At 69.6% G+C, this 15,764-nt stretch carries 14 protein-coding genes; 4 read left to right on the top strand and 10 right to left on the bottom strand.

Annotated features, from left to right (window positions below):
- Positions 1-3: 3 nt before the first annotated feature.
- Both ftsX and ftsE read right to left on the bottom strand, forming a co-directional pair.
- Entirely contained in the window at positions 4-918 is a 915-nt protein-coding gene (gene ftsX / locus C1A17_RS13725) for a permease-like cell division protein FtsX (RefSeq protein ID WP_101653499.1), read from the bottom strand.
- Positions 915-1,604, bottom strand: a complete 690-nt coding sequence (gene ftsE / locus C1A17_RS13720) for a cell division ATP-binding protein FtsE (protein WP_101653498.1) — start codon at positions 1,602-1,604, stop codon at positions 915-917. Before ftsE ends, ftsX begins: the two co-directional genes overlap by 4 nt.
- Before the next feature lie 421 nt (positions 1,605-2,025).
- Between ftsE and C1A17_RS13715 the strand changes: the two genes are divergently transcribed.
- On the top strand, positions 2,026-2,973 hold the full coding sequence (locus tag C1A17_RS13715; RefSeq protein ID WP_101653497.1) for a PRC and DUF2382 domain-containing protein: 948 nt from the start codon (positions 2,026-2,028) through the stop codon (positions 2,971-2,973).
- Between the two features lie 187 nt (positions 2,974-3,160).
- Entirely contained in the window at positions 3,161-4,843 is a 1,683-nt protein-coding gene (locus C1A17_RS13710) for a hypothetical protein (RefSeq protein ID WP_101653496.1), read from the top strand.
- 112 nt (positions 4,844-4,955) lie between these two features.
- Here the strand turns inward: C1A17_RS13710 and prfB are convergent, their stop codons facing one another.
- From prfB to C1A17_RS13670, 8 genes are read right to left on the bottom strand one after another with little or no spacing between them, the layout of a single operon-like run.
- Entirely contained in the window at positions 4,956-6,086 is a 1,131-nt protein-coding gene (gene prfB, locus C1A17_RS13705) for a peptide chain release factor 2 (protein ID WP_101653495.1), read from the bottom strand.
- A gap of 36 nt (positions 6,087-6,122) precedes the next feature.
- The gene (locus tag C1A17_RS13700; protein WP_101653494.1) at positions 6,123-7,178 is read right to left on the bottom strand and encodes an ankyrin repeat domain-containing protein; all 1,056 of its coding nucleotides are present in this window, start codon (positions 7,176-7,178) and stop codon (positions 6,123-6,125) included.
- A 23-nt stretch (positions 7,179-7,201) separates the two neighbouring features.
- Complete coding sequence (locus tag C1A17_RS13695) at positions 7,202-7,861, bottom strand: helix-turn-helix domain-containing protein (protein WP_101653493.1); 660 nt, start codon at positions 7,859-7,861, stop codon at positions 7,202-7,204.
- Between the two features lie 19 nt (positions 7,862-7,880).
- Entirely contained in the window at positions 7,881-9,395 is a 1,515-nt protein-coding gene (locus C1A17_RS13690) for a tripartite tricarboxylate transporter permease (RefSeq protein ID WP_101653492.1), read from the bottom strand.
- A gap of 12 nt (positions 9,396-9,407) precedes the next feature.
- The gene (locus tag C1A17_RS13685) at positions 9,408-9,962 is read right to left on the bottom strand and encodes a tripartite tricarboxylate transporter TctB family protein (protein WP_101653491.1); all 555 of its coding nucleotides are present in this window, start codon (positions 9,960-9,962) and stop codon (positions 9,408-9,410) included.
- Positions 9,963-9,964: 2 nt separating this feature from the next.
- Positions 9,965-10,978, bottom strand: coding sequence for a tripartite tricarboxylate transporter substrate binding protein (locus tag C1A17_RS13680; RefSeq protein ID WP_245873767.1), 1,014 nt, complete (start codon positions 10,976-10,978; stop codon positions 9,965-9,967).
- 53 nt (positions 10,979-11,031) lie between these two features.
- Complete coding sequence (locus tag C1A17_RS13675) at positions 11,032-12,162, bottom strand: CaiB/BaiF CoA transferase family protein (protein ID WP_101653490.1); 1,131 nt, start codon at positions 12,160-12,162, stop codon at positions 11,032-11,034.
- Entirely contained in the window at positions 12,159-13,169 is a 1,011-nt protein-coding gene (locus tag C1A17_RS13670; RefSeq protein WP_245873766.1) for a hydroxymethylglutaryl-CoA lyase, read from the bottom strand. Before C1A17_RS13670 ends, C1A17_RS13675 begins: the two co-directional genes overlap by 4 nt.
- Before the next feature lie 499 nt (positions 13,170-13,668).
- On the opposite strand from C1A17_RS13670, the gene C1A17_RS13665 reads away from it, so the two are divergent.
- On the top strand, positions 13,669-14,895 hold the full coding sequence (locus tag C1A17_RS13665) for a TadA family conjugal transfer-associated ATPase (protein WP_101653489.1): 1,227 nt from the start codon (positions 13,669-13,671) through the stop codon (positions 14,893-14,895).
- On the top strand, positions 14,892-15,764 hold the full coding sequence (locus tag C1A17_RS13660) for a type II secretion system F family protein (protein WP_101653488.1): 873 nt from the start codon (positions 14,892-14,894) through the stop codon (positions 15,762-15,764). Before C1A17_RS13665 ends, C1A17_RS13660 begins: the two co-directional genes overlap by 4 nt.

Genomic DNA, 15,764 nt, shown 5'->3' with positions numbered 1-15,764 from the left:
CGATCAGACCTTCATGTACCGGCGCAGGGTGAGGACGGAGGACACCCCGGCCATGAGGATGCCGATGACGACGAGGACGGGGGCGACGAGGAGGATGTCGCCCAGGGAGATGAGCTCGAAGCTCGCGGCCTGCTCCTGGAGCCAGCCCTGGACGCCGAACTGCACGACGAGCCCGAGGACGAGCGCGGCGAGCAGCGCACCGATCACCGCGGCGATGACGCCCTCGAGGATGAACGGCATCTGGATGAAGGCGTTGGAGGCCCCGACGAGGCGCATGATCCCGGTCTCGCGGCGGCGGGAATAGGCCGACAGGCGGATCGTCGTCGCGATGAGGAGCACCGCGCATAGGAGCATGATCACCGCGATGGCGAGCGCGACCGCGGTGGCGACGTTCATCAGCGAGAACAGCTGGTCGAGGAGCTGGTTCTGGTCGACGACCTCCTCGACCCCGGGGGTGGCGGAGAAGTACTCGTTGATGATCTCGTACTGCTCGGCATCGGTGAGCTTGATGCGGTACGACTCCTGCATCTGCTCCTCGGGGATCGTGCCCTCGAGCGAGGTGCCGGCGAACTGCTCCTCGAACAGCGCATGCGCCATCGCCCGGTCCTCGAAGTGGACCTCCTCGACATAGGGCGCGAGGTCCTCGCCGTCGAGCGCGGCGCTGATCGCCTGCTTCTGCTCCTCGGTCGCCTCGCCCGCGGCGCACGTCGGCACCTCGGAGTCCGGCGGGCAGAGGAAGAGGGCCACCTGGACGCGGTCGTACCAGTAGTCCTTCATCCCGTTGATCTGCATCTGGAGAAGGATCGCCGAACCGACGAACAGGAGCGACACGAAGGTCACGAGGACGACGGAGAGGACCATCGAGACGTTGCGCTTGAGGCCGACGAGGACCTCCGAGAAGATGAACGAGAGCCTCATGCGCCCACCTGGTACGTTCCGCGCTCGTCGTCGCGCACGATCGAGCCGTCGCGCAGCTCGATGACGCGCCGTCCCATCCGGTTGACGATGTCGCCGTCGTGGGTGGCCATGAGGACGGTGGTGCCGTTGCGGTTGATCCGGTCGAGCACATCCATGATGTCGGTCGAGGTCATCGGGTCGAGGTTGCCGGTGGGCTCGTCGGCGAGGAGGATGCCGGGCTTGTTGACGACGGCGCGGGCGATCGCGACGCGCTGCTGCTCGCCGCCGGAGAGCTCGTGGGGCAGCCGCTTGTGCTTGCCCTGGAGGCCCACGGTCTCGAGGACGTCGGGCACGAGGGTGGAGATCGCCGCCGAGGACTTGCCGATGACCTGGAGCGCGAAGGCGACGTTGTCGAAGACGTTCTTGTTCGGCAGCAGGCGGAAGTCCTGGAACACGGTGCCGATGCTGCGCCGCAGGTAGGGCACCTTCCAGGACGGCATCCGCACGATCGACTTCCCCGCCACGCGGATCCGACCGCGGGTCGGGACCTCCTCGCGGAGGACGAGGCGGATCACCGTCGACTTGCCCGAGCCCGAGGCGCCGACGAGGAAGACGAACTCCCCGGCCTCGGCGGTGAAGGAGACGTCGTCGAGGGCAGGTTCGGCCTTGGAATCATAGGTCTTCGTCACCGATTCGAAGGTGATCACGCAGCAGTATCTCAATCGCCTGGAGGACGGGGAACACTCCGACTATACGGAGCATCCGACCGGGATCGCCGGACCCGGCGCCCGAACGGCCGGGGCGTGTCCCCGCGACCCGGGACGCGGGGACACGGGGCGGTGCTGACCGAACCCGGACCCGCGTGTCGTGGCGGCCGCTCCCCCGGGCCTCCGTGTCGCGGGAGACCCACCCCGGGGCGCGCGATAGAGAAGATTACACCCAATCAGATGGAGCGCAAGCGAATAACGAATCAAGGTTCCTTGTACTCCTACTGCCAAGTTGCCTTGAGATCGCGCAGATGGTCCCTCTGCGCTGGCGCGGCGGCCGCGGAAGCGAGAAGGTGAAGAGGTCAGGGCCTGCACGGCGGGCCGGAAGAAGTACGCACCACGACAGAGAGGAATGAGATCCATGAACGATCGTTTCGATCTCGACAGCCTGAACAACGCCACGGTCTACGACCAGGACAACTCCAAGGTCGGCTCCATCGGCCAGGTCTACCTCGACGACCAGACCGACGAGCCGAAGTTCGCCACCGTGAAGACCGGTCTGTTCGGCACCAACGAGACGTTCGTGCCGCTCAACGCCGCCACGCGGACCGAGGACGGCTTCACCGTCCCGTTCACCAAGGACTTCATCAAGGACGCGCCGAACATCGACGCCGACGGACACCTCGATCCCGCCGAGGAGCGTCGCATCTTCGAGTACTACAGCCTGTCCTACGACGATGACGGCCGCGTCGACACCGACCGCGACAGCCGCATCCACGGCGACCGCGACGGACGGGTCGACTCCGACCGCACCGCTGCCGCCGGCACCGCAGGTGCGGCCGGCACCGTCGACCGCGACGCCGATCGCCGTGACGTCGACGGCCGCGTTGCCGCCGACCGCGACGTCAACGCCGGTGGCCGCGACGTGCGTGACGGCGACCGCCGCGGAGTCGAGGGCGAGCAGGTCGTCGCCCACGAGGAGCGCCTCAAGGTCGGCACCGAGCAGCGCGAGGCCGGCAAGGCCCGCCTGCGCAAGCGCGTCGTGACCGAGAACCAGCAGGTCGAGGTCCCCGTCCAGCGCGAGGAGCTCGTGGTCGAGCGCGAGAAGATCGACCCGAACTCCGCCGAGGCGCGGACCGGGAAGATCGATCCGAAGGGCGGAGCCGACGAGACCGTCACCCTCCGCGAGGAGCGCCCGGTCGTCGACAAGGAGACCGTCGCGACCGAGAAGGTCAACGTCGGCAAGCGCACCGTGACCGACTCCGAGACCGTGTCCGGTGAGGTCCACAAGGAGCAGATCGACGTCGAAACCGACACCCGTGGTGTGGACGGACGCGGTGACGTGGACGGACGCGACGCCCGCCACTGATCGCCCAGGTCCTCGCGACCTGATCCGCTGATCGCTCGAGGGGTCGGTCCCGCAGCTGCGGGACCGGCCCTTCGTCGTGCTCGGGCACCGCCCGCAGGGCGGGGTCGGCGTTCCCAAGTCGGGCCCGCCGCCGTAGAGTGGGACACACCACATGACAGGGAACGATGCCGACGCGAGGAGCGCCCGAATGAGCAAGGACACCGGCACCACACAGGATGACGCCGCCCACGACGAGAACGGCTCCGGCGCGTCGGAAGCGCACACCTTCGTCCGCGACCCGCTGACCGATGCGGTGGTCTTCGACGTGTCGAGCCGGAAGGCCGGCAGGGTGTCCCACATCCATCACGACATCACGGGCACCGCGCACATCGTTGCGGTGAACACCGGGCTGTTCGGCTCGAACTCCCTCATGCCGCTCGCCACCGCCACGGTGAGCGAGTCGGGCGTGTGGGTGCCCTTCCGGAAGAGCACGATCTCCTCGGCCCCGGCGATCGACGCCGATCCGCTCAGCGACGAGCAGGCCATCCGCGTCTACGCGCACTACAACCTCGACTACACCCCGCCCACACCCCCGGAGCCCGAGCCCGAGCCGGAGCCCGAGGTGGAGGAGCCGGAGGAGACCGCAGCCGCCGAGGAAGCCGCCGACGCCGAGGCGAGCGCGGCGGATGACGCCGCTGCTCCCGAAGAGACGACGACCGCCGAGGCGGCTGCCGCGGACGACGCCCCTGTCGACGAGGAGAAGACAGCTGCCGAGAGCGATGCGGCAGACGAGGACACGAGCCCCGAGGACAGAGTGGTGAAGGAGGACTCCGTCGAGGACGAGTCTGCCGAGAGCGCGGCTGTGGCCGACACCCCGGAGGCCTCGGCACCGGAGGAGACGGCCGCCGACACCGACACGGAGGCCACGGAGCCCGCCGGGGAATCCACAGCAGCAGTCGACGCCTCCACCGAGGCCTCAGCGGCCGAGGGTTCCTCGGCAACGCCGGAGACGGCCGATGAGAACGCCGCCGAAGCAGCGACCGCGGATTCCGCAGACGCACCTGCCGAAGGCACTGCCGCCGAGGGTGCGACGACGGAGGACGCGACCGGAGACGACCGGCCGGACACCACGGACGACTCCCCCACCGACGAGACCGTTGGAGAGGGTGCTGCCGACGATGAGACTGCCGACGAGTCGGCGGCCGCAGCACCGGATTCCACCGATACGACCGCCGATCCCGGCGCGGACGCCTCGGCTCCGGCAGCAGCGGCAGCTGCAGCCGACACCGACGAAGCGCCGGCGGATGCCGACGCCGACTCCCCCGGCGCGCAGGCGGCGGCGACGGAGCCCGGCGGCCCGGACGCACCGCAGGACCACGAGCGCCTCGACGTGAGCAGCTCGGGGGTCAAGGGCGCCTCGGACACCGTCGGTGACGACGCGGACGCGGCCCACGCACCCGCCCACGCCGACGAGCAGCAGATCACCGACTCGACGACGCCCCACGCGGAGCGCGAAGAGGATCGCTCGGAGCTCGACGAGGGGACGATCGACGGGGACGACACCGCCCCGGTCGAGCGACACACCCCGGGAACACCGGAGGACAAAACTGAGCGGGATGCGTCTGCCGATGCCGCGCCCGCGGAGTCGAGCGGAGAGCCGGTCGATGAGGTCGATACGCGCACCGAGACCGGTGCCCCGGCCGACCGCATCACCGCCGACGGCGCCCCGGTGGCCGAGGACACGCGCACCGCCGACACCGTGGACGCGACCGAGGCTACCGTGACCACCACCGAGGACAGTGTGCCCGCGGCGAACACCACCGAGGGCGACGACACCCCCACGGACGGCACCGGCGACGATCGGCCCACGAGTTCCGGGTCCAGCGTCTGACGGAGCCCTACCGCTGCGGCGGGCGAACACGACGGTGCCCCGGATCGAATCCCATCGATCCGGGGCACCGTCGTCTGCCGCCTGCACCGTTGCCGGTGCGGGACGACACCGATCAGGGAGAGGCGGCCTCCGCCTCGGCGGCCTTCTGCTCCTCCTTGCGCCACCGGATGCCGGCTTCGAGGAAGCCGTCGAGGTCGCCGTCGAACACCGCCTGCGGGTTGTTGACCTCGTAGCCGGTCCGGAGGTCCTTGACCATCTGGTACGGGTGGGTGACGTACGAGCGCATCTGGTCGCCCCAGCTCGCCTTGATGTCGCCGGCGAGGTCCTTGCGCTCGGCCGCCTCCTGCTCCTTCTTGAGCTGGAGCAGACGGGACTGGAGGACGCGCATCGCGGCGGCCCGGTTCTGGATCTGGGACTTCTCGTTCTGCATGCTCACCACGGTCCCCGTTGGGACGTGGGTGATGCGGACCGCGGAGTCGGTGGTGTTGACCGACTGCCCGCCGGGGCCGGAGGACCGGTAGACGTCGATGCGGAGGTCGTTCTCGTCGATGTCGACGTGATCGCTCGACTCGATGAGCGGGACCACCTCGACCGCGGCGAACGAGGTCTGGCGGCGGCCCTGGTTGTCGAAGGGGCTGATCCGCACGAGGCGATGGGTGCCGGCCTCGACGGACAGCGTGCCGTAGGCGTACGGCGCGTTGACCTGGATCGTCGCGGACTTCACTCCCGCGCCCTCGGCGTAGGAGGTGTCGAGTTCCTGGACGCCGTACTCCTTCGACTCGGCCCAGCGGACGTACATCCGGGCGAGCGTCTGGGCGAAGTCCGTGGCGTCGTCGCCGCCGGCTCCGGAGCGCACGGTGATGACCGCGGCGCGCTCGTCGTACTCCCCGGACAGGAGCGTGGAGATCTCGAGGGCGCCGAGCTCGCGGCGCAGCTTCGCGATCTCCGCCTCGGCCTCCGCGAGGGTCTCCGCGTCGTCCTCGTCCTCGGCCATGGACACGAGGAGCTCGACGTCCTCGATGCGGGAGTCGAAGCGCTCGAGCTTCTCCAGGGTCGCCTGCTTGTGCGAGAGCTTCGAGGTGACCTGCTGGGCGGCCTCCGGGTCGTCCCACAGATCGGGAGCGGCGGCGGCTTCGGTCAGCTCATTCACCTCGGACCGCAGCTGGTCGACGTCGGACACCTCGCGGATCGAGGCGAAGGTCTGCTGCAGGGCAGCGATCTCGGAAGGAAAGTCAGTGGCCATAGTCCCTCCAGCCTAGTGCATGCGCACCGTGCCGCCTCAGCGTGCGCAGAAGGCGCGACCGGTGGGAATCGGCTCCGGGTTCGCCTCGATCCAGTGGACGGCCGCGCTCTCGAGCAGGCCGATGACGCCGCCGTCGGCGCGTCCCGCTCGGAGAGGACCGGCGGCCGCGAGGACCCGGTCCACCTCGGCCGCAGGCGGCGGCGCACCGGTGGCGAGGATCCGCGGGACCGCGTCGACCATCGCGGTGAAATCGGCGTCCCAGTTGGCCGCGCCGTTGCCGAGGATCTCGTGTCCGAGGCGCCCGACGATCCGCACGAGCTCTCCCTGCAGCGTGGCGGCGGCCCCGGATCCGGGCACCAGGCGGTCCCACAGGTACCGGAACCGCTCCCCCATCGTGACGTCAATCGGAATGACGATCGGCGCGGTGCCGTCGTGCAGGACGCGGCGCACCGGTGGTTCCACGCCGAACATCGCGCACAGACGGTGGAGTGCCGGTTCGACCGAACGGAAGAACTCGGAATCCGTGCGATGGAACTCGAAGGCCTGCCCGAGCTTCGTCACCGCCGCGGGCATCTCCGGAGTGCGCGCGGCCCCGGCCGCGAGGAGAAGTTCGGCGACCACGACGGTCCCCGGCAGGTCGGTGTTCCGGGCCAAGCGGAGGGCGACCTCGAGCGGAGTCCGGCCGCGCGAGTCCCGGGGGTCCACCTGCGCCCCGTGCGCCAGCAGGAGCCGGACGGCTTCCGGCTGGGAGCGCTGAGCGGCCGCGTGCAGCGGGGTGGCGCCCGCGGCGTCGACGGCATGGACGTCGGCTCCGAGCTCGAGGAGCACGGCCGCGGAGTCGTCCCAGCCGCCGGCCCGGGAATGCAGCGGCGTGGCCTGGTGCCGGTTGCGCGCATTCACGGTCGCACCCAGTGCGACGAGCCTCCGGGCGAGCTCCGCGGAACAGCCCCGGGTCCCGAGGAGCGTGTCCTTGGAATACCCGATGGCGGCGTCCGCGCTGTATCCGGCGAGGAGCGCGAGCTGCTCCTCGGGATCGGCGGTCGCGAGCACGGCGGTGACCACGTCCCGCGGGAGTGTCTGCTTCTTCGCCATGCCGGGAGTCTAGCCGCAGGCCGCTACTGCACGGTCGCGGCCTGGGCGACCGCCCGCAGCACCTCGAGCGATTCGCTGCCGGTGAGGCTGTGGGCGAGCACGGTGGCGGCCTGCCGCAGGTGCATCCCGATGTCGCTCTCGATGTCGGCGGGCATGCGCGCCAGTGGGAAGGACACGCAGACCGCGAGCGCGTCGTCCCCGGCGGCGAACGCGACGCTCGCGGATCCGGTGCCGGCCCGTCGCGCCTGCCGGGTGAGGTAGAGCTCGGTGCCGTCGAGGGGGCCGAGCAGGGCGAGCGCGGCGGACCCGCCTTCGGCGAGCGGCAGCGCCGACCCGGCGTTCTTGGAGATCCGCAGCTCGTTGCGGGATTCGACGGAGATCACGCACGCCCGGACGTTCCCGTGCCGCATCCACAGCTGCACCGATTCCCCGGTGAGGTTGCGGATCGAGGTGAGCACCTCGAGCACGTCCGCGGTGGGCCGGTTCGCCGGGAACGGGCCGAGCACGTAGTCGCCCGACGACCCTCGCTCGATGAACCGGTGCTCCTCGAGCGCCTGGAGCAGCCGGTAGCCGGTCGAGCGGGACATGCCCAGCCGCGCGCACACCTCGGCGCCGGACAGCGCATTGCCCGCGATGAGCCCGAGGATCGCCGCGCACTTGTCGATCACCCCGACCGCGCTCATCTGCGGCGTCCCCCGCCTCTCACACCGACACCGCGGAGCGGGCGGCGCGGCGGCGCAGCACAGCGCGGAGGATGATCGGACCGACGATGCCGAGCACGATCGCGATGACGAGCGCGAGCGACACCGGGCGGGTGACGAAGGGCATGAGGCTGCCGCCGGAGATCTGGAGCAGGCGGCGGAAGTTGTCCTCGAGCAGCGGCACGAGGACGAGCGCGAGGATCGCCGGGGCGAGAGGGAACCCGAACTTCTCCATGAGGTACCCGATGGCGCCGAACACCCCGAGCATGAGCATGCCGGTGAGGCTGAACTTGATCGCGTAGGTGCCCACGCACACGAGGACGAGGATCGCGCCGAACAGCAGCTCCGGCGGGAGCTTGAGGAGCTTGACGAAGATCCCGACGAGCGGGAGGTTGAGCACGACGAGCGCGATGTTGCCGATGTACATGCTCGCGATGATCGTCCAGATGAGCGTCGACTCCTGCTCGAACAGCAGCGGGCCGGGCTGGAGGCCGTACATGGTGAATACGAAGAGCAGCAGCGCAGTCGTCGCCGAACCAGGGATGCCGAGGCTGAACAGCGGGATCATCGCACCGCCGACGCCGGCGTTGTTCGCCGCCTCGGGGCCGGCGACGCCCTCGATCGCGCCCTTGCCGAACCGCTCGGGGGTCTTCGAGATCCGCTTCTCCATGATGTAGGACATGAACGACGCGAGCGACGGGCCGACGCCGGGCAGCACGCCGATGATGAACCCGAGCACGGAGCCGCGGCCCCAGGGTGCGGCCGACCGGCGCCAGTCGTCCTTCGTCATCCACGGGCCGGACTCGATCTTCTGGATCTCGTCGGTGCCCGGGGCGAAGGCGATCGACAGCTGCCGGATCGCCTCGGGGATCGCGAACAGCGCCATCGCGAAGATCGTGAAGTCGATCCCGTCGCGGAGCACGTCGAGCCCGAAGGTCTGGCGCGGCAGCCCGGTCTGGAAGTCGAGGCCGATGAGCCCGACGCCCAGGCCGATGAGGATCGACACGAGCGACTTGATCCGCGAGCCCGTCGACATCGACGAGGCGAGGAGCAGCGCCATGAGCATGAGGAGGAAGTACTCGCTGGCGCCGAAGATCCGGGCGGCCTGGACGAGGACCGGCGACAGGAACGACAGGCCGATGATCGCCAGGGTGCCGGCGATGAACGAGCCGATGGCGGCGGTCGCGAGTGCGGCACGCGCACGTCCGCGGCGAGCCATCTCGTAGCCGTCGATCGCGGTGACGGCGCTCGCCACTTCGCCGGGGGTCTTGATGAGGGTGGCGGTGATCGAGCCGCCGTACATCGAGCCGTAGTAGATGCCGCACAGCATGATGAGGCCGTGGACCGGCTCCATCCCGAACGACACCGGGATGAGGATCGCGATCGCGCTGATCGGGCCGATCCCGGGGAGCACGCCGACGACGGTGCCGAGCAGCACGCCGAGCAGCGCGAAGAGCAGGCTCATGGGCTGGATGGCCTCGGCGAAGCCGCCGCCGAGGTTCTGGAGCGTTTCCATGTCGGTCCTCCCCTAGCCCAGGATCCCCGGCGGGAGGTACACGCCGAGTCCGTTCTTGAAGGCGAAGTAGATCACTGCGGAGAAGACCACGGAGAACACGAGGTTCCGGATCCACTTGCGTCGGTTGTACAGGGTCGTCATCGCGAACAGGAACACCGCCGTGGAGAGCAGGAACCCGACCGGGATGAAGATGAAGAGGTAGCCGAAGAAGACGGCGAAGTTGAGCAGCACCCGGGTCGACACCGGCGCCGGCGGCGCGGCCGGCGCGTCGCCGTCCGCGGACTCCGGGTCCGCGGTGTCGGCGAGCGTCCGCTCCATGAGCTCCTCGGGCGTGGCCCGGTGCTTCCGGAAGGCGGACACCGCGAGGAGCACGCCGAGGATCAGCAGACCGATGCCGACGATCGCCGGCAGGGTCTCCGGTCCGACGACGTCGCCGGTGCGCTTGATCCGCAGGGTCTCGAGGAAGAACGCGATCCCGACGAGCGCGACGACGATCCCCGCGCCGAGGTCGGAGCGGTCGACCTTCCTCGCGGTCGGGCGCGGGGACGACCCGGGTGCTGCTGTCATGCTCAGCTTCCGATCTCGGTCTTCTCGACGCCCTCGGCGACGGTCTCATCCGCCTCGGAGATGTAGGTCTCCATCTCCTCACCGGTGAGGAACTCCGGCGACCACTGGTTCTTCTCGACGGTCTCCTGCCAGGACGGCGACTCGACCATCTCCTGGAGCGTCTCCTCCCAGTAGGTCACGGCTTCCTCGGGCATGTCGGCCGGGCCGTACACGCCGCGCCAGTTGGCGAGCGTGACGTCGTATCCGGAGTCGACGGCGGTCGGCACGGAGTCGAACGGGGCGGCGAGCGGCTCGGGTGCGAAGGAGACGACACCGGCGAGGTCGCCGGACTCGAGGGTGGCGCGGAACTCGCTCAGGCCGGCGATCGCGACCTTGGCGTCCCCGTTGAGCAGCGCGGTGGTCTGCTCGCCGCCGCCCTCGTAGTCGACGAAGTTGAGGTCGGCCGGGGCGATCCCGGCGGCGTCGGCGAGGAGTGCGAAGGGCAGGCGGTCGTCACCGGCGGCGGCGATCGGCACGGCCTGCGGATCGGATTCGAGGGCGCTGATGAGGCCGTCGATGTCGGTGATCTCGCCGTCCTGCGGGGCGACGACGATGAAGTTCTCGACGTAGAGGGTGGCGATCATCGTGGCATCGTCCGGCCCGTACTCGCACAGGCCGCGGTTGTTCATCGTCTGGTTGGCCAGGGAGGAGATCGCGATCTGGTCGTCCGCGCCGGCGTGGTTGTTGATCATCTCGGTGAGCCACGAGCAGCCGGTGCCGCCGGGCTTGTTCTGCACCGGCAGCGGCACGTCGACGATCCCGTCCTCCTCGAGCGTCTGCACCATGGCGCGCGCGGTGGTGTCCCAGCCGGAGCCGGGCTCGGCGGGAGCGTTGACGTTGATCGGCTTCGAGGGGTAGTTGCCGCCCCCTCCGCCGGAGCCGCCCGAATCGCCGGACTGGCAGCCGGCGAGCGCGAGGGCGAGGCTGGACAGCGCCGCGGCGCCGATGGTGAGGCGAGACATCTTCGTCGACTTCATGATGGTTCCTTCGTCCGTGTACGGGTGGTGCGTGATGGGTGGAGCCGGCGCCCTCACCTGCCGAGCGAGGCGAGGATCTCCGCGGTGTGCTCGCCGGGGGCGGGCACGTCCGTGCGCTTGGGCAGGAGCTCGCCGTCGATCGCCAGGGGCAGTCGGGGCACGAGCACCTCCCTGCCGCCGGGGATCCGGGTCGGCACCAGGGCTCCGGTCTGGAGCAGGTGCGGGTCCTCCGCGAGGTCACTGGGTGCGTTGACCTTGGCGTAGGGCAGTCCGGCGGCGTCGCACATCTGTTCGATGCGGGACAGCGGCAGAGCGGACAGGGCGTTCTGGAGAACTGTGTGGATGCGGTCGCGCTGGGCGACGCGCTCGGCGTTGACCGCGAGGGCGGGGTCGGCGGACAGCTCGGTGAGGCCGAACACCTCGCACAGGACCGCCCACTGGGTGTCGCTCACTGCGGCGACGAAGATCATCTGGTCCTCGGCGGAGCGGAAGATGTCGTACACCGCCCAGGCGGCCTCGCGGTTGGGCATCGGCTGCACCTCCTGGCCGGTGATCTCGCTCTGCACCATGTGGCTGCCGACGAGGAAGGCGTTGTTCTCGAACAGCGAGCTCGTCACCTCGGCGCCTTCGCCGGTACGCGCGCGGACCATGAGGGCGTTGAGGATCCCGATGACGCCGAACATGCCGCCCATGATGTCGTTGACCGAGGCGCCGGCCCGCAGCGGGCGTCCGGGAGGACCGGTCATGTAGCCCAGGCCGCCGAGCATCTGGACGACCTCGTCGAGGGCGGGACGGTCCCCGTAGGGGCCGGGCTGGAATCCCTTGAGCGAGCAGGACACGAGCCCGGGGTTGGTCTGCTTGAGCGTGGCGTGGTCGAGCCCGTACGCGGCCATCTTGCCGGTCCGGAAGTTCTCCACGAGGACGTCCGCGGTGCTCAGCAGCTCGCGCACGACCTCGAGGTCGGCCGGATCGTCGAGGTCGGCCTGGAAGCTCTTCTTGTTCCGGTTGAACGTGGGGAACAGCCCCGACCCGGAACCGGGCAGGTAGCGGGTCTTGTCGCCGGCGCCGCGGGGCTCGACCTTGATGACCTCGGCCCCGAGGTCGCCGAGGATCATGCCGCAGCTCGGCCCCATGACCATGTGGGTGATCTCGACGACGCGGATCCCCTCGAGGGAGAGATTCATGCCGCACCGCCTGCGGTCCGGGCGGGCAGGGGTGCGAGCAGCTCCGAGGGGGTGGCCGGGATCGAGGACAGGCTCGAGGTGAGCGGGTGCCCGACGGCCTCGGTGAGCGGGGCGCGCACGGCGGCCAGGCGGTCGACGTCGACCCCGGTGGACACGCCCTCCCGGTGGAGGAGGTGGACGAGGTCGTCGGTGCCGATGTTGCCGGCCGCGCCCGGGGCGAACGGGCAGCCGCCCAGTCCGCCCATCGCGGCGTCGAAGTGGCTGACGCCGAGCTGGAGCGCGGCGAACACGTTGGCCATCCCGAAGTTGTACGTGTCGTGGAGGTGGAGATTCACCGGATGGCCGGGGAACTCGGCGAGCACCGCGGCCGTCGTGCGGCTCACGAGGCCGGGGTTCGAGTTGCCCACGGTGTCGGCCAGTCCGATGCCGTGGGCGCCGGCGTCGACGAAGGTCCGGAGGATCGGCAGGAGCCGGTCGACGTCGGTGATCCTGTCGAAGGGACAGAAGAAGCTCACCGCGGTGGCGATGTCGTAGCGGATGCCGTGGGACTTGAGCGCGTCGATCGCGTCGAGCAGGCGGTCGGCGGCCTGGGCGATCGAGGAGTCGGAGTTCGCCTGCGAGTGCCCCTCGGAGGCGGAGATGACGAGCTTGACGTTCTTCGCTCCGGCGTCGGCCGCGCGCTCGGCGCCCTTCCGGTTGAAGACGAGCGTGAAGAGGTCGACCCCGGTGTCCTCGAGCGGCTGGAGGCCGGCGAGCACCTCAGCGGTGTCGCTCATCTGCGGCACCTTCTTCGGGTTGACGAAGGCACCGATCTCGAGCTGGGTGAGGCCCGCGGCGGCGAGCTGCTGCCCGAGGGCGATCTTGACCTCGGTGGGGACGATCGTCTTCTCGATCTGCAGGCCATCGCGCAGCGTGGTGTCGAGGATGTCGACCCGGGAGGGAGGCACGGCAGGGGCGGCCGTGCGCGTCACGGACTGCTGAGCCGGGGTCGCGGGCGACTCTGCCACAGACGATCACCATGCCTCTCTGCATCGTCGACCTTCGCCGCCCGCTCTCACACTGTAGGAGCATCGAAGATCGGAGTAGTGGAATGAACGCTAGGTCGACTGTGCGAACTTTCTCAACAGCACGCGCCTCTGTTCCGCCTTGCGAGACGAAAACTGAGAGAACACTGGATGCGAGTCCCATTATTCGGGACTCTCTACTCCTGAGTTGTTGACTTGCGGCCGCAGCCGGGCAGCGTGACGAGCCGGCAAACCAGATCCCGGTCGATCCACCCTGAGGCGCGCGCGGAACGGCGCCGATCCGGTTCCGCGCACCCGTCCTGATCTCGCGAAATACTTACTCGCGAGTTATCCACAAAATGACGCGCGGATCTGTTCAGACAGATTCGATTCGTCTACTTTGGGTGCTGTACCCCTCCGCACCACCCGCCCGGGCCACCCATCCGGGACCGCATCCCCCACCCGACGACCGCTTCAGCGCCCGATCCCCACAGGACCCACCATGGACGCAGCCGAGCTCATCGCCGCCGAGGTCCGAGAACTCATCCGGACCCGCGGGATCGATCCGCGCACGGAACCCGCCCAGGCCCGGGAGCTCGTCCTCCAGGTGATCCACGACTACGACGAGCGCACCCTCGCCGGCTCACTCCCCCTGCTGGCGGACCCGGAGGCGACCGGCCGGCGGATCCTCGACGAGGTGTCGGGCTTCGGCGCACTGCAGAAGTACCTCGACGACCCCGAGGTCGAGGAGATCTGGATCAATGCACCCCAGGGCGTCTTCATCAGTCGCCGCGGCATCAGCGAGCTCACCCCCACCCTGCTCACCGCCGACGAGGTCTCCGACCTCATCGAGCGGATGCTCCGCACCTCGGGCAGGCGCGTGGACCTGTCGAGCCCGTTCGTCGACGCGACCCTGCCCGACGGCTCGCGCCTCCACGTCGTTCTCCCGGACATCACCCGCGCCCATCCGGCGGTCAACATCCGCAAGTTCATCACCCGCACCCGGAGCCTGCGCGACCTCGTTGCCAACGGCACCCTGCCGGAGAAGGCCGCAATCTTCCTCGATGCAGCCGTCATCGCCGGTGCGAACATCGTGGTCTCCGGAGCGACCCAGGCCGGCAAGACGACCATGCTCAACGCCCTCACCGGGTCGATCCCTGCACGCGAGCGCGTCATCACCTGCGAAGAGGTGTTCGAGCTCACCGTACCTGCGCGTGACTGGGTGGCGATGCAGTGCCGCCAGCCCTCGCTCGAAGGCACCGGTGAGATCACACTCCGGCAGCTCGTCAAGGAGGCGCTGCGCATGCGGCCGAGCCGACTCATCGTCGGCGAGGTCCGCGAGGCCGAGTGCTTCGACCTCCTCGTCGCGATGAACAGCGGCCTGCCGGGCCTCGGGTCGATCCATGCGAACTCAGCGCGCTCGGCCGTCACCAAGCTGTGCACCCTCCCGCTCCTCGCCGGGCCGAACATCGGGTCGACCTTCGTCACTCCGACCGTCGCCGGCAGCATCGACCTCATCGTGCACCTCCGGCTCGATCGCGACGGACAGCGACGGGTCGAGGAGATCGCCGCGATCCCCGGTGGTCTCGAAGGCGGCATCGTCGAGCTCGAGACCGTGTTCCAGACCGGCCCGGACGGCACTCTCACCCGCGGCGCGGGATTCACCCACCTCGGCGAGCGCTTCGCCGCGATCGGCAAGGACATCCACGCGATCCTGGAGGCCGCATGAGCACATCGCTGGCGGGCGCTCTGTGCGGCCTCGGGCTCGGGTGCGGCGCTTTCCTCATCTGGTGGTCGATGTGGGAGACCCCGCGTCGCACACGACCCCGCCCGCGGTTCATCGTCGAACTCGACGAAGCCCTCACCATGGCCGGGTTCCCCCGGACGTCGCCTGCTCATCTCGCCGTCATCAGCGCTGCAGCGGCGGGAGCCGCGTTCCTCATCGCGATGCTCTTCACCGGTGCGACGAGCATCAGCGGCTGCTTCGCACTGTTCGCAGCACTCGCCCCGATCGCGTTCGTGCGGCACCGCGCGAGATCCCGGCAGGTCGAACGGCGCACCCTGTGGCCGGAGTCGATCGACCATCTCCACTCCGGCATCCGTGCCGGGCTCTCGCTGCCGGAGGCGATCAGCGGGCTCAGTGCGCGCGGACCGGAGCAGCTCCGCCCTCTCTTCACCGTGTTCGCCCAGGAGTACCGGGCCACCGGCTCCTTCTCCCTCTCGCTCGAGCGGTTCAAGATCGCAGCGGCCGACCCCGTCGCAGACAAGATCGTCGCCGCACTGGCGGTCACCCGCGAGGTCGGCGGCACGGACCTCGGGATGATGCTCAAGACGCTGAGCCAGTTCATCCGCGACGATTCGCGGACCCGCGCCGAACTCCAGGCCCGGCAGAGCTGGACGGTCACCGGTGCACGCCTCGCCGTCACCGCACCGTGGGTGGTGCTCGCTCTCCTCGCCACGCGTCCGCAGACCGCCGAGGCCTACAACACGGCCGCCGGGACGGTCCTCCTGCTCGTCGGCCTGGTCGTGTCGACGGCCGCCTACGGTCTGATGAAGCGGATCGGTCGGCTGCCCGTCGAGCCGCGGGTTCTGAGGTGA

Origin of the sequence: Brevibacterium ihuae (genome assembly GCF_900184225.1) — a bacterium.
Classification (GTDB): domain Bacteria; phylum Actinomycetota; class Actinomycetes; order Actinomycetales; family Brevibacteriaceae; genus Brevibacterium; species Brevibacterium ihuae.
The sequence above is the reverse complement of the archived record's forward strand: the minus strand, read 5'-3'. Positions and strand labels throughout refer to the sequence as shown.